General features: G+C 56.7%; 16 protein-coding genes. 12 read left to right on the top strand and 4 right to left on the bottom strand.

The window, feature by feature from the left end:
• Nucleotides 1–106: 106 nt before the first annotated feature.
• Nucleotides 107–1,732, bottom strand: coding sequence for a response regulator (locus HMPREF1207_RS20495; RefSeq protein WP_009676727.1), 1,626 nt, complete (start codon nt 1,730–1,732; stop codon nt 107–109).
• Entirely contained in the window at nt 1,729–3,546 is a 1,818-nt protein-coding gene (locus HMPREF1207_RS20500; RefSeq protein WP_009676738.1) for a cache domain-containing sensor histidine kinase, read from the bottom strand. The genes HMPREF1207_RS20495 and HMPREF1207_RS20500 overlap by 4 nt, the downstream gene beginning before the upstream one ends.
• 239 nt (nt 3,547–3,785) lie before the next feature.
• On the opposite strand from HMPREF1207_RS20500, the gene HMPREF1207_RS20505 reads away from it, so the two are divergent.
• The 3 genes from HMPREF1207_RS20505 (at nt 3,786) to HMPREF1207_RS20515 (ending at nt 6,992) form a co-directional block, all read left to right on the top strand.
• A complete protein-coding gene (locus HMPREF1207_RS20505; protein WP_009676744.1) occupies nt 3,786–4,670 on the top strand; it encodes a carbohydrate ABC transporter permease in 885 nt (294 codons plus the stop codon).
• Nucleotides 4,667–5,503 carry a carbohydrate ABC transporter permease gene (locus tag HMPREF1207_RS20510; RefSeq protein WP_009676734.1) on the top strand — a complete coding sequence of 279 codons (837 nt, stop codon included), beginning with the start codon at nt 4,667–4,669 and terminating at the stop codon, nt 5,501–5,503. The genes HMPREF1207_RS20505 and HMPREF1207_RS20510 overlap by 4 nt, the downstream gene beginning before the upstream one ends.
• A 175-nt stretch (nt 5,504–5,678) precedes the next feature.
• Complete coding sequence (locus HMPREF1207_RS20515; protein ID WP_009676737.1) at nt 5,679–6,992, top strand: ABC transporter substrate-binding protein; 1,314 nt, start codon at nt 5,679–5,681, stop codon at nt 6,990–6,992.
• Between the two features lie 246 nt (nt 6,993–7,238).
• On the opposite strand, the gene HMPREF1207_RS20520 is transcribed toward HMPREF1207_RS20515, so the two are convergent.
• Nucleotides 7,239–7,814, bottom strand: a complete 576-nt coding sequence (locus HMPREF1207_RS20520) for a GNAT family N-acetyltransferase (RefSeq protein ID WP_009676728.1) — start codon at nt 7,812–7,814, stop codon at nt 7,239–7,241.
• A gap of 182 nt (nt 7,815–7,996) precedes the next feature.
• Between HMPREF1207_RS20520 and HMPREF1207_RS30370 the strand changes: the two genes are divergently transcribed.
• Nucleotides 7,997–8,347 carry a hypothetical protein gene (locus HMPREF1207_RS30370; RefSeq protein ID WP_138918244.1) on the top strand — a complete coding sequence of 117 codons (351 nt, stop codon included), beginning with the start codon at nt 7,997–7,999 and terminating at the stop codon, nt 8,345–8,347.
• On the opposite strand, the gene HMPREF1207_RS20525 is transcribed toward HMPREF1207_RS30370, so the two are convergent.
• A complete protein-coding gene (locus HMPREF1207_RS20525; RefSeq protein WP_009676715.1) occupies nt 8,329–9,189 on the bottom strand; it encodes an AraC family transcriptional regulator in 861 nt (286 codons plus the stop codon). The genes HMPREF1207_RS30370 and HMPREF1207_RS20525 overlap by 19 nt on opposite strands.
• A gap of 104 nt (nt 9,190–9,293) precedes the next feature.
• Between HMPREF1207_RS20525 and HMPREF1207_RS20530 the strand changes: the two genes are divergently transcribed.
• The 8 genes from HMPREF1207_RS20530 to HMPREF1207_RS20570 all read left to right on the top strand — a co-directional run bounded on the left by HMPREF1207_RS20530 (nt 9,294) and on the right by HMPREF1207_RS20570 (nt 18,460).
• A complete protein-coding gene (locus HMPREF1207_RS20530) occupies nt 9,294–9,728 on the top strand; it encodes a disulfide oxidoreductase (protein WP_009676729.1) in 435 nt (144 codons plus the stop codon).
• Between the two features lie 145 nt (nt 9,729–9,873).
• Nucleotides 9,874–11,175, top strand: a complete 1,302-nt coding sequence (locus HMPREF1207_RS20535; RefSeq protein WP_009676730.1) for an alpha-glucosidase/alpha-galactosidase — start codon at nt 9,874–9,876, stop codon at nt 11,173–11,175.
• A 362-nt stretch (nt 11,176–11,537) separates the two neighbouring features.
• Complete coding sequence (locus tag HMPREF1207_RS20540; protein ID WP_009676714.1) at nt 11,538–12,803, top strand: ABC transporter substrate-binding protein; 1,266 nt, start codon at nt 11,538–11,540, stop codon at nt 12,801–12,803.
• 182 nt (nt 12,804–12,985) lie between these two features.
• The gene (locus HMPREF1207_RS20545; protein WP_009676725.1) at nt 12,986–13,930 is read left to right on the top strand and encodes a carbohydrate ABC transporter permease; all 945 of its coding nucleotides are present in this window, start codon (nt 12,986–12,988) and stop codon (nt 13,928–13,930) included.
• Complete coding sequence (locus tag HMPREF1207_RS20550) at nt 13,931–14,845, top strand: carbohydrate ABC transporter permease (RefSeq protein ID WP_009676720.1); 915 nt, start codon at nt 13,931–13,933, stop codon at nt 14,843–14,845.
• Nucleotides 14,846–14,922: 77 nt separating this feature from the next.
• Nucleotides 14,923–15,771 carry a sugar phosphate isomerase/epimerase family protein gene (locus HMPREF1207_RS20555; protein ID WP_009676712.1) on the top strand — a complete coding sequence of 283 codons (849 nt, stop codon included), beginning with the start codon at nt 14,923–14,925 and terminating at the stop codon, nt 15,769–15,771.
• 431 nt (nt 15,772–16,202) lie between these two features.
• Complete coding sequence (locus tag HMPREF1207_RS20565; RefSeq protein WP_009676735.1) at nt 16,203–17,249, top strand: Gfo/Idh/MocA family protein; 1,047 nt, start codon at nt 16,203–16,205, stop codon at nt 17,247–17,249.
• A 17-nt stretch (nt 17,250–17,266) separates the two neighbouring features.
• Nucleotides 17,267–18,460, top strand: a complete 1,194-nt coding sequence (locus tag HMPREF1207_RS20570) for an acyltransferase family protein (RefSeq protein WP_009676719.1) — start codon at nt 17,267–17,269, stop codon at nt 18,458–18,460.
• Nucleotides 18,461–18,651: the final 191 nt, after the last annotated feature.

Below are 18,651 nucleotides of genomic sequence, written 5' to 3' on the forward strand. Positions count from 1 at the left end.
GGCCGCCGCTTCTTTATGGAACCAAAGTAAGGATCGATTGCATGGAATGCCGACGGGAACCCAAACCCGGGGGAAGGAGGCACTTGTGCAGACGGCCAGCCGCCCTTTAATCCACTGCCGGACAAGCGTTCCGCTTGCGGAACAGATTCGGGGAGATGCCTTCGCTTTTTTTGAAAGCGCGGCTGAAATATTTCTCGTCCTGATAGCCGACCGCTTCCGCGACCGTATTGATCTTCAGCTCCGGATCGGCCAGCAGCAGCTTGGCTTTGTTAATGCGCAGGCGCGTCACGTAATCCGATAAATTTTCTCCGAATTCGGTCTTGAACGAGCGGGAAATATGGCTTGGGCTGAGATGGAATCTCTCGGACAAATCGTCGAGCAGAATTTGTTCGCGGTAATGAAGCCGCACGTATTTCTCGATGCTGCGGATCACCGAATTCCGGTCGCCCCGCAGAAGAAACTGGGCGATGCCGGTCAGAATGGATTCCATCCGCTTCGTCCAGATGGCCAGGTCCGGCTTTCCGTGCTCGTCAAGCGGCAGGCAGAAAGACAAGTCGTCCGCCGTGCCGAGCTGTTCCTCGCCGTCCTCATCGACCTCGTTCTCCAGCAGCAGCCGGCTGTGCAGGAGGGTAAACTCCTGCCACCACATTTCCAGCTGGCGGGTGTGGATATACGGGAGCTTGCGGATCTGCAGCTCCCACTGCTCCAGCACGCGGCGGATGCCCGCCAAGTCGTTCATCCGGACCGCCAGCGTCAGCTCGTCCTCGCGTGCGGCCAGGGGCGCCTGCAGAGTGCCGAGGGCTTGCCTGCGCACGTGATAGGGATGCAGGAAGATGTCCTGCTCCCGGAGGTTGCGCAGCTGAAGGGCCGTCTCCGCTTCGTGGAACGTGCGCTGAATCCCGGAGGGAAACGGCTGGACCGTTCCGTAGCCGAGGTGGAAGTTCCCGCGCAAGGCGGCGTACAGACCCGCGTTGATCTCTTCCAGGATCGCGCCGGCCTGGTGGAAGCGGTCGAAGAAGAGCAGGACGGCCGCATGACGGTGCCAGTGGCGGAACGCGAGGCCGAGATTGCTTTTGCTCATAAATTCGCTGCATATGTTCGTGACTGCAAACAAGAGCAGATCCATCGCACTCTCGAACTTCGCCTGCAGCCTCGCATCCAGCGGCTGGAGGGAGACGACGGCGGCGAGCACCTGCTTCTGATCCCGGCCGATGCCGAATTCACGCTCCAGCGTTTCCGCGTGAAGGGGATACTGCTCGGGATCGAGCAGCAGCTGGACGAAGCTCTTGTCGGCCAGCATCGGTTTGTACAGGTTCGCTTTCGTCTCCGACTGCAGCCGCTGGGTGCGTTCGTTCTCTTCGCTGCGCCAGGCCGCGACAGCCCGGCCGACTGCTTCTTCCAGCTCCTCTTCGTCGATCGGCTTGAGCAGATAATCGAAGCTGCCGAACTGGAGAGCGCTGCGCACGTAAGTGAAATCGTCATAGCCGCTGATGACGATTGCTTTAATCGGAACGCCGCTCTCGGCGATCCGGCTGAGCACGTCAAGCCCCGTCAGGCCCGGCATCATGATGTCGGTGAAGACAAGCTGGGGCTTCTCGGCTCCCATCAGCCGGATGCCTTCTTCGCCGGATGAAGCTTCCAGCACTTCGGTAATGCCATACTGCTGCCAGTCCACGAGCAGCCGGATCGTCTCACGGACGTGAGCTTCGTCATCAATGATGAGCGCCTTCATTCAGGTTCACCTTCTTCCTGCATAATCGGTAACGTCAGCAAGACGCGGAAACCGACGTCTTCTCCGCGGTCAATTTCCATGGTGGTCTGTTCCCGGTAATAAAGCTTGAGGCGGGAAAGCACGTTGGCCAGGCCGATATGGCTGCCGGGCTCGCCCATTTCCGCCATACAGGCTTCCAGGTCCGCCCGCAGCGCCGTCAGTTCGTTCTCGCCGATGCCGAGTCCGTTATCGGAGACTTCGATGTGAAGCAGACTGCGGTTATCGGAGGAGCGGCATACGATGCGGACGATGTTATCGCTCCGGCTGCCGTCGAATCCGTGCTTGAAATAGTTTTCGACAAGCGGCTGGATGACCATTTTGGGCACGAGAATCGATTCCAGGCCGGGTTCGAGCTCCATTTCCGCTTCAAACTGGTCCCGGAAACGTTGTTTTTGAAGCTTGATATAGGACTTCGCATAGTCCCATTCGCTTTTTAACGGAACGATCGTTTCTTCCGTTTTCATGCTGTACCGCATCATTTTGCCGAGCGAAGAAATGAGAGAATACACCTCGCGGTCTCCCTTCTGGAGGGAACGGGCGGCGATCGACTGCAGGGCATTATTAATGAAATGCGGGTTAATCTGGGCTTGCAGCGCTTTAAGCTCATTCGTTTTATTCGCGACTTCCAGCTTATATTCCCGGAGAATCAATTCATTGATGGTGTGCATCATCGAACGGAAGCGTCTGGCGAGTACGCCGAGCTCGTCGTCGGCTTTGACCCGGATGTCCACGTTCATGTTCCCGGACTCGATTTTGTTCATATAGCCGATCAGCGCGGAGATGGGGGCCGTCATCCGCAGGGACACATAGATCGTCACGACGGTAGCCAGTCCCAGAAAAATAACGCCGACGAGCGTCCATATGCCGGTAAGCTCCCGCTGGCTTTTGTAAAGAACGGAGTCCGGAACTCCTTTGACGAGAAGCCAGCTGCCTCCGGGCGCATGAATGCTTTCGTAAATATGAATGCCGTTGTAGGAAGCATCCTCCGAACGGAAGTAACCGCGTTCCGCCTGGGCGGCCGATTTCTTAAGTTCCTGAAGCCACGGAACGGGTTTCTTGCTTCCTTCGGGATCGGGATGGGCCTGGTACATAATTTCGCCGGACGGTCCGATAATATAAAGTTCTTCGCTTCCTTTGGTGTAAAGCTCGTCACAGATCGCTTTGATCGTGTCGGGCGAGAAATCCAGGGACAGAGAGCCGAGCGGAATGTTGTCCACGATGTTGGTCAAGGCCGTCTGGTAGGTGAATACGTCTCCGGACGAGTAGATGAAAAATTGCTTGCCGTAGGCGGACATCGGGTGAGGAGGCGTAATCCGGCTTTCTTCCCGGCGGATATCCGGTTTGAACGGCGCGGCTCCCTGGTCGGTCCGTACGAGCCTGTTTTCCGATAAAAGATACGATTTGCGCGCTTGTTCCACATATAAGTAAACTTGCCGCACATCCTGCGACGCATATTTCAGCGTTTGCATGGAGCGCAAAATTTCCTGCTCCGTCAGAAACAGACGCGACTCGGAGAAGAAGTTATCCGTCCGGTTCTCCAATATTTCCATCATCACGGTATTGTGGTAGAGAAGCTTCATATTCTGCTCGACGCTCTGGAGGTAGGTATCCAGATTGAGCTTTCCCTGGTGAATCAGATTCAGATTGTCCCGGATCGCTTTGTCTTCCAGCTTGGACTGCGTATAGAAGTGAGAGACGAGAATGGAAGTCGCGATCGGCAGGATCGTCGCCGCCAGAATAAAGGCGATCAGCTTGTTGCGGAGTCTGGACCGCATCGCAATTCCCCCCTGTCGCTGCTTAGTGGTCATGCCGGCTTCTTGTCGGCATAGTAAGTGTACATCAGGATGCCGGGCGTGCAAATACACGGGCGAAAGTTTTGCCCCAAGCGCAAAATAGTCCACCAAAGGAGCAATTTAAGGTGTGTTTAACCCCGTTAAACTGCATTACAATCACAGTATAAATCAAAAAAAGACACATTTGAAAGCGATTGCACTCAGAAAGGGGGAGGGAAATCTTGACTACTCGCTCCAAAACGCACGACGGGCTCCAGCAATGGGTATTTGTCGGACCCGCGCTCTTATTCTTCACCCTGATCGTCGTCGTTCCGTTTCTGATGAGCCTTTACTACGCCTTTACGGAATGGAACGGAGTCAGCGAAGGGGTCAAATTTATCGGTTTGGACAACTTCAAACGGATCATTTTCGAAGATACCGATTTCCATAATGCCTTCTGGTTCACCATCCGGTTTTCGGCAGCCATGATTATTTTAACGAACCTGGTCGGGTTTGTCCTGGCTCTGCTCCTGACGAAAGCGTTCAAAACGCGCAACGTTCTGCGGACCGTGTTCTTTATGCCGAACGTTATCGGGGGTCTGCTGCTCGGCTTTATCTGGCAGTTTATCTTCGTAAAAGGCTTTGCCTCGATCGGGGAGATGACGGGAATCTCGTTCTTTAATCTTCCATGGCTGGGCGACGCGCCTACGGCCTTCTGGGGAATCGTCATCGTATCGGTGTGGCAGGGAGCCGGGTACCTGATGGTCATCTACATCGCGGCGCTGGCCAACGTGCCCAAAGACCTGATGGAAGCGGCCACGATCGACGGTGCGGGAAAATGGCAGCTGCTGCGCAGCGTGACGATGCCGCTGATCATGCCGGCCTTTACCGTCTGCCTGTTCCTGACGATCTCCTGGGCGTTCAAAATGTTCGACCTGAACTTGTCCCTGACCAAAGGCGGACCGTTCAACTCCACGGAATCGGTAGCGCTGAACATTTACCAGGAAGCGTTCCGCAATAACCGGCTCGGCCTGGGTACCGCGAAAGCGCTGATCTTCTTCTTCGTGGTCGCTTTGATCTCCCTCATCCAGGTTTCCTACACCAAGCGGAAAGAGGTGGAATCATGAGCAGCGGAAGCAAGTATACGTCGCGGACCTTTATTCTGGAAGTTCTTACGGCTTTACTGGGCATCCTATTCCTTGTCCCGTTCTACTTCGTTCTCGTAAATTCGTTTAAACCGTTCGCGGAGCTGCTGCAAAATACGGCTTCGCTTCCGAAATCGTTCAGCCTGGATAACTACTCCAGAGTCGTGGATATCATCCACTTTCCGCAGGTGATGGGCAACTCGCTGATGATTACGGTGCTGTCGAACATCGGACTCGTTATTTTCGCCTCCATGTCGGCTTACCGGTTCGTCCGCAAGCCCACCAAGTTGAACAACTTGCTGTTCCTGCTGTTCGTGGCGGCCATGGTCATCCCGTTCCAGTCCATTATGATTCCTCTCGTAAAGGTTGCCAACAATCTGGGACTGATGGACAGCCGGCTCGGACTTGTCGTCTGCTACTTCGGCTTCGGGGTCTCCCTGAACGTCTTCTTGTTCCACGGATTTATCAAAAGCATTCCGAAGGAAATCGAGGAATCGGCTACGGTGGACGGCTGCGGATGGTTCAGCATTTTCTGGCGGATCGTATTCCCGCTGCTGAAACCTATCGCGGTAACCGTGATTCTGCTTAACAGCTTGTGGATCTGGAACGATTACCTGCTTCCGTCCCTCGTTCTGACGAACACGAAGCTGCATACGATTCCGCTCGCCACTTACGCGTTCTTCGGCCAGTACACGAAGCAGTGGGATCTCGCGATGGCGGCGCTGACGCTGGGCGTTCTGCCGATCATCATCTTCTTCCTGCTGCTGCAGAAGCACATCATCGAAGGCATCACGGCAGGCTCGGTCAAGGGCTGAGCACACCCGGCTTAACTTCGGCCGGAACCGGTACTTTTCGCCATGGCAACCATTTATCGCATCACCAGAGAACGGCGATTATCCCGATTACCGGGGTTTACCGCATAGAGCAGCACCGATAGATCAGGCTTATGCAAGCAAACAGGTATGCATTAGAAAAGGGAGGTTTTCTTTCATGACTAGAAATAAAAAATGGATCGCGGTAGGTCTGACCACCGCTCTCGTAGGCGGTTTGCTCGCAGGCTGCGGCAATAAAGACCAGGGACAAGGCGGAGCGTCTCCATCGGGTTCTCCGGCGGCAGGCGGCGAGAAGAAAAACGTCACGCTGAAAATGTTCCAGTTTAAAGTGGAAATCGCCGAGGCCCTTTCCAAGCTGATTGCCGAATACGAGAAAGAAACCGGCGTCAAAATCGAAGTTCAGACGGTCGGCGGCGGTGCGGACTACGGCGCGGCGCTCAAAGCTAAATTCAACTCCGGCGATAAGCCCGACATTTTCAACAACGGGGGCAACTCCGATCTGGACGTCTGGCAGGAGCATCTGGAAGATCTGTCCGATCAGCCGTGGGTAAAAGACCTGGCGCAGGGCGCGGGCGATCCGATTTCCAAAGACGGCAAAATTTACGGCATGCCGGTAGGTCTCGAAGGCTACGGCTATATTTACAACAAAGATCTGTTCCAGAAAGCCGGAATCACCGAGCTTCCGAAGACGCTGACACAGCTGGAAGACGCGGCCAAGAAACTGCAGGCGGCAGGCACTACGCCATTCGTGAACGGCTACGGCGAGTGGTGGGTACTCGGCAACCATTTCGTGAACGTTCCGTTTGCGAACCAGCCGGATCCCGACAAATTCATTAAAGGCCTGAACGACGGCTCGCAAAAAATTCCGGGCAATGCCGTGTTCGACAACTGGGTAAAGCTGTTTGACCTGACGCTCAAATACGGCAACAAAAACCCGCTGCAAACCGACTACAACACGCAAGTAACGGAGTTTGCAACCGGCAAAGCCGCTATGACGCAGCAGGGCAACTGGACGCAGGTTCAAATTTCCAAAACGAATCCGAACATCAACATCGGCTTCCTTCCGATGCCGATCTCTGACGATGCCGCCGCGAACGACAAACTGCTCGTGGGCGTGCCGAACAACTGGGTCATCAACAAGAACTCCCCGAATAAGGATGAAGCGAAAAAGTTCCTGAACTGGCTCGTAACGTCCGATATGGGTAAAAAGTATATCACCAACGAATTCAAGTTCATTCCGGCTTTCAAAACTATCTCCGTGGACGAAAAAGTCGTGGGCCCTCTTGCCGCCGACATTATGAAATACGCGAAAGACGGCAAAACGCTTTCCTGGAACTGGTTCAAATTCCCTGGCGGCGAAGCGACTTCCAAGAAGTTCGGCGACACCATGCAGGGTTATGTAGGCAAACAGATCAGCAAGGATCAAATGCTTCAAGACTTCCAGAAAGCTTGGGACAGCTTGAAGAAATAACGGAATATGAGGAAAAGCCCGGCATCCGTTTAAGACGGATGACCGGGCTTTTTTAGCTGCTTTTCGAGAACGGATAAACATATAAATTTTGCGTTTATGAAATGGAGAAACGAGGAAAATTTTCGCCAGTCGTATACAAGGGAGAGAGCTTGGACAAACGCTTGAAACTTGTCCGTTTTTGTATGATAATTGCAGTAGAACTAGAAAAAAATGTATGTTACTGCCGTAGGAAAGCTCCATACGGAATCATCCGAAATCTTCACTTGTAAGCGCAAACAAGATGTGATCCTCCCACACGCCGGCGATGTTCAAATACCGCGGGCTGAGGCCGATCCGCACGAAGCCGCACTTCTCCGCCACACGCAGCGAACGCTCGTTGCGTGGGATGATCGCGGCCTGCACCCGGTGCAGGCCGAGGGGGCCGAAGGCGATGCGCAGGCATTCGCGCAGCGCCTCGGTCATCAGGCCGCGGCCGCCGTGCGCCGCGTCGATGCTGTAGCCGACGTACGCGTTCTGGAACGGACCGCGGCCGATGTGGCTCAGCCGGACCGTTCCGATGAGGAGGCCGTCCGGCTGATGGAACACGCCGAAGCTGTAGGCGCGGTCGGTCGCGGATTCGTCCTCGAATCCGCGGATGGCCGCCTGCTGCGCTTCGGCCGTGAAGAACGCTTCGCCGCGCACGGGCTCCCACGGAGCGTGCTCGGCGCGGTTGCGCTGCCGGTAGTCCAGCAGCGCGGGGGCATCCTCCGGCGCTAACAGCCGGAGGTACAGGCGGCCGGTTTCGAAGCGGCCGCCGGGGGAAAGCAGGGAAATGCGATTCATAGGTTCTGGATTCCTTTCCTGTCTGTGTATTCGCTTATATCGGCGCAAAATCGTGTGAGTGAGCAAGGAGCCGGGACGCTGTCGCCCATACCGACCGGTCGGCGTGCGATTCGGGTGAGCCGCTCTGACCGCCCGACAGTACGGGCAGAGCGGCCCGCCCGACAGTATGGGCAGAGCGGCACGTGCAGCGATTGCGGCATCGGGAGAGCAAGGCGACAGGCGAGCCCCGCGAGGCTGCTCCATCCGCTAGTGTCAAGCAGCGGTGGAGCGGCAGCACAACGGCGAGCAGACGGCGGCCGTCTGCCTGTCACATCGCGCTCCGCACAGCGCCCGGCAAGGTGTGGCGTCGCCTGACGGCGGTCACCCGCTTGCCCCGCGCTGTGCGGAGCGGCCGGCGTCAAGCCGGCCGTGCCGTTAGACGGCCTTTCGCCGCCGTCTTTTTCCGTACGTCCGCCTCCCGTACGTACGTCCTTTTCCATACGTCCGCCTGTTTCCCGGCTTTGCTCCGCCTTCTCTACCGCGAGCAGTCGTAGGCAAGCCGGCCGTGCTTGGTGCGGTATTCGGAAGGCGTGCAGCCGAACCATTTCTTGAACTGTTTCGAGAAATAGAGCGGATCCGAGAAGCCTACGGAGTAGGCGATCTGCTCGATTGTCGAGCCCTCCGTCATGAGAAGCTTGGCGCGCTCCATCCGGATTTTGAGCAGAAACTGCGTCGGCGTGAGGCCCGTATGCTGCCGGAACAGCTTCGACAAGTACGTCCGGTGGTAGCCCATATGCTGCGCAAGCTGCTCGATGGTCACCGGCTGGGCGTACTGCAGCTGCAGCCACCTCACGGCGCGGTCGATCTGCTGCCGCCCGGCGTCGGTTTCCTCGCCTCTGCGGCGGGGGACATCGGTGTGCGATGCAAGCCGGGCAAGCAGCAGCCGCAGCTCGCCCTCCGCCTGGAGGTCGCAGGCCGGGCCCGCCTCCCGCAGCGCCCGCTCGGCCCGGCGCAGGAAGACGGGCAGGCGGGGAAGCCCCTCCGCATGTACGACCGGCCTTTGCGCCGTGATGCCGAGGCGGATCAGGAGGTCGTCGGCGGAACTGCCTTTGAAGCCGATCCACCTGTAACGCCACGGGTCGCGTTTGTCGGAGGCGTACGTGACGACTTCGCCGGGGAAGATCACGAAGGTGTCGCCCGGTCCGAGGTCGTATTCTTTGCCGAGGCAGCTGAAGCGGCCCTTCCCGGATTCCACGGTATGAATCAGGTAGTAATCCAGCATCTGCGGACCGACTTCGTGGCACGGAGCGGTTTGGCCGTAACCCGCGAACAGGACGAACAGCTCTCCTTTGCCGTTATAGGGATTAACCGAAACAGAGTGAAACGGTTTAAGCATGATAAGCCTCCAATCACGATAGAAGAACGATAGACTTCGGACGCTTCATTTTTTATAATAAAGCATGCACGTCAAGATTGAGCCGGGAGAGGAGCAAGACCGTATTGAAATCGAACTCGTTTCTAAAAAATAACGCCCTTCACATGGCCTGGGCCATTTCCGTGGTTGCTACGCTCGGCAGCCTCTATTTCTCGGAAATAATGGATTTTACGCCGTGCAAGCTGTGCTGGTACCAGCGTATCCTGATGTACCCGCTTGTGCTGATTCTCGGAATCGCCGCAACGCGCAAGGACAACAAGCAGGTCATTTACGCGCTGCCGTTCTCCGTCTGGGGGATGGGAATTTCCCTCTATCACTATCTTATGCAAAAAACGCCCCTGTTTAAAGAGGCAGCTTCCAAATGCGGCATCGTCGCATGCGATCAGGATTACATCGACTGGCTCGGATTTATTACGATTCCGCTGCTGGCCTTCACGGCTTTTACGCTGATCACCGTGATTCTCGGTCTTCTGTGGGTCCAAATGCGCAAAGAAAGATAAGACTTTCCGTTCGGATTATTTGCCGGTCATTTTCACACTACAAATCTCCATACGAAAGTGGGATGTCTCCATGTGCGGTGCCGCCTTAAGACGGTATAGTGCTAGGTATAGGCATTCCACTTTTTTAGTCGGGAGATGAGAAGAGATGTCCAAAATTACGTTCATGGGCGCAGGCAGCACGGTGTTCGCCAAAAATATATTAGGGGACTGCATGGTAACGGAGGCGCTGCAGGGCTATGAGCTCGCCTTGTTCGATATTGACGGGGAGCGGCTGCGCGATTCCGAGACGATGCTGAACCATATCAAAAACACCGTAGGCAGCACGTGCCGGATCAAGGCGTACAGCGACCGCAAGGAAGCGCTCCGCGGAGCTAAGGTGGTCATCAACGCGATTCAGGTCGGCGGGTACGATCCGTGTACGATTATGGATTTTGAAATTCCGAAGAAGTATGGCCTGCGCCAGACGATTGCCGATACGGTCGGTATCGGCGGGATCTTCCGCAATCTGCGCACGATCCCGGTCGTGCTCGATTTCGCCCGGGACATCCGGGAAGTGTGTCCGGACGCCTGGTTCTTTAACTACACGAATCCGATGGCCGTGCTTACGAACGTGCTCAATACGCACGGCGGCGTCAAAACGGTCGGCCTGTGCCACAGCGTCCAGGCTTGCGTTCCGTCTATGTTCCGGCATCTGGGCATCGACCCCGAAGGCGTCCAGTCCAAAATCGCCGGCATCAACCATATGGCTTGGCTGCTTGAAGTGACGAAGGACGGCAAAGATTTATATCCCGAAATCAAGCGGCTGGCGAAGGAAAAACAGAAAGAAAAACACCACGACATGGTGCGTTTCGAGCTTATGTTCCGGTTCGGGTATTATGTAACGGAGTCGTCCGAGCATAATGCGGAGTACCATCCGTATTTCATCAAACGGAATTACCCTGAACTGATTGATGAGTTCAACATCCCGTTGGACGAATATCCCCGCAGATGCGTAAACCAGATCGAGCGTTGGAAAAATCTTCGCGCGGAGCTGGTCAACAACCCGCAGCTTGAGCACAAACGGTCCGGCGAATATGCTTCCTACATGATCGAAGCGATGGAGACGAACGTCCCGTACAAGATGGGGGGCAACGTAATGAATACCGGGCTGATTACGAATCTGCCGAAGGAAGCCTGCGTGGAAGTGCCGTGCCTGGTCGATGCCAGCGGCATTACGCCCACATATATCGGCGATCTGCCTCCTCAGTTGGCGGCGCTGAACCGCACGAATATCAACACCCAGCTGCTGACGATCGAAGCGGCCGCTACACGCAAGAAGGAGCATATTTATCATGCGGCTCTGCTGGACCCCCATACGTCCGCGGAACTCTCGATCGACGATATCGTGGCCCTCTGCGATGAACTGATCGAAGCGCACGGAGACTGGCTGCCTGCCTATACATCCTGATAGGAGAGAAGGGACCGAAATTTTTTTCCATGAATTCCGGTCCTTTTTTTCGCGCAAAAAATAGTTTCCGACACACTTTCCGACCATTAGGCAAAAAAAACGCCGCGCACCTCCTCCCGAAGTCCCCCTTTAAGCTCACCGCCAGATGCCCAGGTACTCATTTCTTTGTGCACCGTTCGACGTTATTTTGAAAATTATTTCCGCCTAAAATTATAATAAAAAAAGTTGTTTCCTTTTCATTTTGAGGGTGCTATGATATCCCCATCTTAAGTTCGAGCGTTGCGAAAAGGAGGCCGAAAACTGCATAAAGGATTCACCATGCTGGAAGGATCACGTTCATTTATTCACGAGGAGGTCCAGGTATGCGTAAATTCACAGCGGGTATGCTGGCTGCCGTTATGGCGTCGGCGGCCGCCCTGTCGGGGTGTTCCGCAGTCGGCGGCGGCGGAAAGACAGAGCTTAACTTCTGGTACGGCTGGACCGGACCGGAAGCCGAAGCGCTGGAGAAACTGATCAAGGAATTTAACGACACCCATGACGGCATCAAAGTGAAAGGCCTCAGCCAGAGTGACTACCAGAAGCAGCTGACCGCCATTACCGGCGGCAATCCTCCCGATATCGCTTCCCAATTCGGCCAGAACGTCGCTTCCTGGGGCGTGAAAGGCGCAATGATTCCCCTAGACGAGTACATCAAGAAAGACCAGGTCGATCTTGCCGATTTTATTCCCTCCGCCCTGTCCACTTCCCAATACGAAGGCAAAACCTATGCGATCCCGATTGCGATGCACTTCAGCATGCTGTACTACAACAAAGATCTCCTGAAGGAAGCGGGTTTCGACGGCCCGCCCAAAACGATCGCCGAGCTGAAAACGTACGCGGAAAAATTAAGCGTGGTCCAGGAAGGCGGAAGGCTCGACCGGCTGGGTTTATGGCCCGGAGCGGACGCATATACTTTTACGCAAGTGTTCGGCGGCAAGTTCTGGGACCCGGACAAGAAGGAAGTCACGCCGGATGATCCGGGCTTTAAGCAGGCCATTCTGCTTTCCAAAGAGCTGTGGGATAAGTACGGCACGGAAAACCTCGACCGTTTCTCGGCGTCCCTCGGCAAGTACCAGTCTTCGCAGAATCCGTTTTTCTCGGGAAAATACGCGATGGCCCTGGACGGGGAATGGCTGCCGACGTTTATTAAGCAGTATGCGCCGGGTCTGAACTACGGCATCGCGCCCATCCCTTACAGCGAGGATAAACCGGAGCTGAAAAACGCCGGCAGCATCGCCACCAGCGTCTTTTACATCCCCAAGGGCGCCAAGCATCCGGACCAGTCCTGGACGTTCCTGAAATGGCTGACGGAGAAGCAGCAGATGGTGAAGTTCACGGCTGCGCTCGGCAACCTGCCGACCCGGCTTTCGTCGCTCGACGATAAGACGTACGACAGTGTTCCGGGCTTCAAGGAATATACCGAATATGCGAAGAGCCCGAACCTCAAATCGTTTCCGACGCTGCCTTTTATGAACGAATATATGGACGAAATTACGAAAAAGTACAACGACATCCTCCGGGGAAAAGTCGGGGTGGACGAAGGGCTCAAACAGATCAAGGATAAAATCCAGCCGCTGGTCGGGAAATAATTTGCAGATAAATAAGGACTTGCGCCCAATGTTTGCAAGCGCTTACTTGATGTTGATGTTGTTGTGGCGATTGCGCACGACCAAGCTGCCTCCGTCTGTCAGTCCGGAACCGGGGGCGGCGCTATTCCGGCCGCTCCGTCTCCAGACAGGCGGGAGGCCGATTTTCCGAAAGGAGATCCGTCATGAGCGCCGATACGCTGAATGCCCGCGCCGGCCGTCCTGCACGCTCCCGCAAAGCCAGACGGGATTTCTGGGTCGGTACGGCCTTTGCTCTGCCCTGGATTGTCGGGTTTCTCGCGTTTACCGTGTATCCGTTTTTCGGCTCCCTGTATTTCAGCTTTACAAGCTATGATTTATTCAATTCGCCCCAGTGGGTGGGCCTGCAAAATTACATGGAGATTTTAAAAGACGAGACGTTCTACAAATCGCTGCGCAATACGTTCTTTATGGCGTTTATCTCCATGCCGATCGGGCTTCTCAGCTCGCTGCTGATCGCCCTGCTGCTGAACGTCAAGGTAAAGGGGATCGCTTTTTACCGGACGGTCTATTATTTACCGGCGGTGATCCCGGTAGTGGCAAGCGCTATCCTCTGGACGTGGCTGCTTAATCCGGACTACGGGCTGATCAACATGCTGCTGCGGTCGCTGCATCTTCCGGACCCGGCCTGGCTGCTCGATCCGCGTTATACGAAGCCTTCTCTCATCCTGATGGGACTGTGGGGCTCCGGTGCGGGATCGCTCATATTTCTGGCGGCGCTGCAGGGGATTCCCCAGCAGTTTTACGAAGCGGCCTCGATCGACGGGGCAAGCGTGTGGCGCCGGTTCTGGCACATTACGCTGCCCGGGCTCTCTCCGGTCCTCCTCTTTCAGCTCATTATGGGCCTTATCGGGTCGTTTCAGATCTTTACGGAATCGTTCATTCTGACGGGAGGCAACCAGGGCGGCGCCTTGGGGGGACCGGATCATTCCCTGATGTTTTACGCCGTTTATTTGTATCAGACCGCCTTCATGTATCTGAAAATGGGCTACGCGTCTGCCTTAGCCTGGATTCTGTTCGTAATCGTCGTACTCATGACCGTACTCGTGCTGAAAACGTCCGCCCGCTGGGTGTATTACGGAGGTGATTGAATGGCAACTTCCACGAACCTTCAAGGGGGCGGGATGAGGGTCTTGCCGGGTACGCCTGCCGGAATGCCCAAGAACAGGCGCAGGCGCCCGCTGCTCGTACTCCGCAGGACGATCCTGCCGCATGCGGCGCTGTCGCTGCTTGGCCTTATTTTCCTGTTTCCGTTCATCTGGCTGCTTCTGACTTCGCTTAAGAACCCGTCGGAAATCTTCCAGGTCCCGCCCGCCTTTTTCCCGGAAAAGTGGCAGTGGAGCAACTACGGGAACGCCATCGGGTCGATTCCGTTCTTCCTGTACATGGGCAATACGCTGCTGCTGTGCGCGGTCAATATCGTCGGTCAGCTTTTCTCTGCGCCGCTTGTGGCCTATTCCATCACGAAAATCCCGTGGCGCGGAAGGGGAATTATTTTTTCGCTCGTCGTGGCGACGATGATTTTGCCGGCCCAAGTTCAGATGATTCCGGTCTATATCATTTTCGCGAAGCTGGGCTGGATCAATACGTTCCTGCCTCTGACGATCGGCAGCTTTTTCGGCGCTCCGTTTTACATTTTCCTGCTGCGCCAGTTTATGATGGGGATTCCGGGCGAGCTGTGCGAGGCGGCCAAAATGGACGGCGCATCCGAGCTGCGGACGTACGGGCAGATCATCGTTCCCCTGCTGAAGCCGCCGCTGATGACGATTGCCCTGTTCACGTTCGTGGGGACCTACACCGATTTTATGGGGCCGCTCATTTATTTGAACGACAATACGAAATGGACCATTACGGTCGGGCTGCAGGGGTTTCTGCAGGACCACGGCGCTCAATGGGAGCTGCTGATGGCCGCTTCCGCCATTTTTACGATTCCGATGGTCGTCTTGTATTTTTTCGGACAAAAATATTTTATGAAAGCCGGTTCCACGCTTTCCGGTTTTAAATAAGGGGCTCGTGCCGATTGGTAATGGGCGGGGACTTGCCGATCCGTGCAGAGAAGAATTCAGGAGGAGGAAGAGTGGCGATGAAAATTAGCCTCAGCATGTGGAGCGTTCATGCTTATTGGTACGGGGGGAAATGGGACGTCACCGATTTTCTCCGTTTTGCAGCCGGGACGAAAGCGGAAGGGGTAGAGCTCCTGTCCGTCTTCTGGAAGGACCGGGAGCGCGAGCTGCCCGAGATCGACCGGGTGCTGGATGAGCTGGGACTGGAGGTCGCGTGCTTCTGCGCGTGCAACAACTTCGTAACGGCCGATGCCGAAGAACGGGCCGCCCAGCTCCGGGAAGTGAAGGAAGCCGTCGATATGGCGGTCCATTTCGGAGCGCCCGTCGTGCGGGTTTTCTCCGGAGACCGGCCGGATGAGACGATGCCCGTGGACGAAGGCATGGGCTACGTGCTGGAAGGGCTGAAGGCGGCTGCCGCTTATGCGGAAGAGAAGGGCAAGGTGCTGTGCCTGGAAAATCACGGGCTTTTCGCGGGCCGAAGCGACCAGGTGCTGGAGATCATCCGCGAGGTGGGTTCTCCGGCTCTGCTCAGTACGTTCGACACCGGCAATTTCCTGCTGGTGGGCGAAGACCCTTCTGCAGCCGTACAAAAGCTGCGGGGCCGGGTAGGGCATGTCCACGTCAAGGACTTCCTGCGGACGGAGCCGGGTGCGGAGGGGAGCATAAACGCCCTGGACGGCACGCCCTATGCGGGCCGTATAGCGGGAGAAGGCGACGTGGACCTGTCGTACATTTTCCGGGAGCTGGCGGCGAGCGGGTACGACGGCTGGCTCACGGTCGAGTTCGAAGGACTGGAGGAGCCTGCGGAAGGTTCCGTAAAGGCTCTCGACTACGTGCATGAACAAGTGGAGCTTTTGAAGCGGGAATAGAGAACCGGTGTGAGCGGTGATCTTGCTTGCGATGACAGTGTTCGTCGGCCGGTTCAGCACAGATTCCGGCGGATGGAAAGACGGCCTTCGAAATAGGCCAAGGCGGGAAGGAGTAGGGGAAACGGGAGCTGATCGGCCGGAGGATGAAGAAGGCCGACGGTACCTAATCCGGTGGAAGAGTTGAAACGGAAACAGAAGCTAACGGAAACAGAGGCTGACCGGACGGAAAAGATACCGGCTAGCACCGCCGGCAATCGGCCGGTCGAGCGGATATCGTAAAAACAGACCGGCCTGACGCCGGACCGCAACGGTCGGCGCAACCATGGCCACGGCCAGCCCAGCCTGTTCTGACCGTCAGCCAAAAAAGGCGCCTGCGTGCCGTTTACAGCGCGGCTTACCGGGTAGCCCACACGCAAAGGAGCGAAAAGACGATGAGTATTCGCGTTGGAGTCATCGGGACCGGTTCCATTGCCCATATGTTTCACCTGAAGCATTACAAGGATCACCCCGATGTGGAGCTTACGGCCGTGGCCGATATCGACAAGGACAGGGCCGACAGGACGGCCGCCGAATACGGGACTGCTTCGTACGCGTCGGCCGAGGAGATGCTGAACGCCGAGCGGCTCGATGCGGTCAGCATCTGCACGTTCAACGACAGCCATGTGGCGCTGTCGCTGCTGGCGCTGGAGCGCGGCCTCGATGTGCTCGTCGAGAAGCCGATGGCCATGAACCGCGACGAAGCACTGCGGCTCCGCGACAAGGCGGCCGGGAGCGACCGGCTCGTCATGGTCGGCATGAGCCACCGGTACCGTGCGGACGCGCAGGCGCTGCAGGGCATGGTCGCGTCGGGCGGGCTCGGCAGCATCTACTACGCGAAGACCAAGATCCTGCGGCAGCGCGGTGTGCCCGAGGGCTGGTTCACGGACAGCCGCTATTCCGGCGGCGGACCGCTGATGGACATCGGCGTCCATGTGCTGGACCTGGCCTGGTGGATGATGGGCTGTCCTCAGCCTGAATCGGTCACCGGCAAGTTGTTCCGCAAAATCGCCCCTTACTCGACCAAGGGGATAGCGGCGTATACGGCTCATTCCGACATCAACAAGTCGGAGGGCGTCTACGATGTGGAAGATCTGGGCACCGCTTTTATCACGTTTACGAACGGCGCCGTCCTTACCGTCGAAGCAAGCTGGGCCGTTAACGGCAGCCAGGATGACGCCGTTAAGGTGGAGCTTTACGGAACACAGGGCGGGGGAAGTCTCGAGCCGCTGAGCGTATTCACGGAAGTGAACGGCTTCCCGGTGGAACACAAGCTTTCCGTTCCGTCCGTTGACTACTACAAGGCGGAGATCGCCCATTTTATCGACTGTGTAAAAACCAGACGCCAGCCGCTTTCGGATGCGGCGCAGGGGTGCGAGGTCGTCGGGATGCTGGAAGCCATCCGGCATTCCTCGGAGTCCGGTGAGCTGATCCGGCTGTAGCCCGGAGTCAAGCCGTCATGAACGAGCCGAAAATTACGTATCTGGACGGATTGCGCGGTGCGGCTGCGCTGGTTGTCGTTTTTGCCCATTTTCTTCAGGTGTTTCTGCCGTCCATGTTCGAAGCTCGGCCGCAGGTGTCCCACTTTGCGTTCGATCAGTGGATTCCGCGTACGCCGCTCAATCTTTTGTTCAACGGCAATTTTGCGGTCTGCCTTTTCTTCGTTTTGAGCGGATTCGTCCTGAGCCGCCGCTTCTTCCGGTACCGCAAACGCTCGATTGTGACGGCCGCACTTCTGAAAAGGTATTTCCGTCTCGCCGTTCCCGCTTTCTGCTCGCTGCTCCTCGCTTTCGCGGTCATGAAGCTGGACTGGAATTTTTACGAGGAGGCGAGGGGGTACACGCGGGCTACGATGCCCGACCCGTACACGACGGTCCCGTCGTTTGCGGCGCTGTTGGAGCAGGGCTTTGTCCATACGTTCTTTGAATATGGCATGGCTTATAACCCCGTACTCTGGACGATGACCTACGAGCTTTTCGGTTCCTTCCTCGTTTACGGTCTGCTGCTGGCCTTCGGCATGTCCCGTTTCCGGTTCATCCTGTATGCCGCAGGGGTATGGCTGTTCCGGGACTCTTACTATCTGGGCTTCGTGCTGGGCATGCTGCTCAGCGATTTATCGGCCGTCTCCGGCCGGAATTTGATTGCGCTGCGTCCCGGAGCCATCCCTGCGGTACTTGCGCTGCTGGGCCTTTTTCTCGGCTCGGTTCCTTACGTCGGCTGGCAGGGAACCGTCTACGCTTGGCTGCCGCTTGGACCGGACGGCTTCCCCGGAGTCGTCGCCTACCGGACCGCGGGCGCGGCTCTGGTGCTGCTTGCGCTGCTGAACAGCCCGTCGGGGCAGAAGCTGTTCGCCGGCAGACCGATGGCTTATCTCGGCAAGCTGTCTTTTTCGCTCTATCTCGTTCATTTTGCCGTGCTTTGCAGCTTCTCCTGCCTGCTGTTTCTGCGGCTTGACGGCTGGCTGCCTTACGGGCTGAACATCCTCGTGACTACGCTCGTTTCGCTCCCGCTTATCTTCGCGCTCGCCCACCTAATGTACCGGCTGATCGATGAGCCGGTCGTCAGCCTGCTCTCGCGGGTGCGATTCGCAGCGCGCAGCCGCAGGAATACCGATGCCGCCGCAAGACATGCCGGGACGGAAGCGGACCTGTAGCTTGCGGGTGTATACGCGCCACAATCTCCAAATTCGGCGTTTAACCGCACCGGCAGCGTGGCGAGCGGTCCCGTAACCGGAACGGCGGAACGGACAACCGCACATCCGAGCAGTCGAGCATCCGGGCCGATCCCGGCCAAAGCTGAACAGCCGGCTCCCTGAAAGGGAGCCGGCTGTTTGCTATCCAAGTC

The organism is Paenibacillus sp. HGH0039, from assembly GCF_000411255.1.
Classification (GTDB): Bacteria; Bacillota; Bacilli; order Paenibacillales; family NBRC-103111; genus Paenibacillus_F.

Bases quoted from the DNA above. Each gene is read 5' to 3' on its own strand.
- HMPREF1207_RS20495 (WP_009676727.1), bottom strand. From the start codon at position 1,732: ATGAAGGCGCTCATCATTGATGACGAAGCTCACGTCCGTGAGACGATC.
- HMPREF1207_RS20500 (WP_009676738.1), bottom strand. From the start codon at position 3,546: ATGCGGTCCAGACTCCGCAACAAGCTGATCGCCTTTATTCTGGCGGCG.
- HMPREF1207_RS20510 (WP_009676734.1), top strand. From the start codon at position 4,667: ATGAGCAGCGGAAGCAAGTATACGTCGCGGACCTTTATTCTGGAAGTT.
- HMPREF1207_RS20515 (WP_009676737.1), top strand. From the start codon at position 5,679: ATGACTAGAAATAAAAAATGGATCGCGGTAGGTCTGACCACCGCTCTC.
- HMPREF1207_RS20520 (WP_009676728.1), bottom strand. From the start codon at position 7,814: ATGAATCGCATTTCCCTGCTTTCCCCCGGCGGCCGCTTCGAAACCGGC.
- HMPREF1207_RS20525 (WP_009676715.1), bottom strand. From the start codon at position 9,189: ATGCTTAAACCGTTTCACTCTGTTTCGGTTAATCCCTATAACGGCAAA.
- HMPREF1207_RS20535 (WP_009676730.1), top strand. From the start codon at position 9,874: ATGTCCAAAATTACGTTCATGGGCGCAGGCAGCACGGTGTTCGCCAAA.
- HMPREF1207_RS20540 (WP_009676714.1), top strand. From the start codon at position 11,538: ATGCGTAAATTCACAGCGGGTATGCTGGCTGCCGTTATGGCGTCGGCG.
- HMPREF1207_RS20545 (WP_009676725.1), top strand. From the start codon at position 12,986: ATGAGCGCCGATACGCTGAATGCCCGCGCCGGCCGTCCTGCACGCTCC.
- HMPREF1207_RS20550 (WP_009676720.1), top strand. From the start codon at position 13,931: ATGGCAACTTCCACGAACCTTCAAGGGGGCGGGATGAGGGTCTTGCCG.
- HMPREF1207_RS20555 (WP_009676712.1), top strand. From the start codon at position 14,923: ATGAAAATTAGCCTCAGCATGTGGAGCGTTCATGCTTATTGGTACGGG.
- HMPREF1207_RS20565 (WP_009676735.1), top strand. From the start codon at position 16,203: ATGAGTATTCGCGTTGGAGTCATCGGGACCGGTTCCATTGCCCATATG.
- HMPREF1207_RS20570 (WP_009676719.1), top strand. From the start codon at position 17,267: ATGAACGAGCCGAAAATTACGTATCTGGACGGATTGCGCGGTGCGGCT.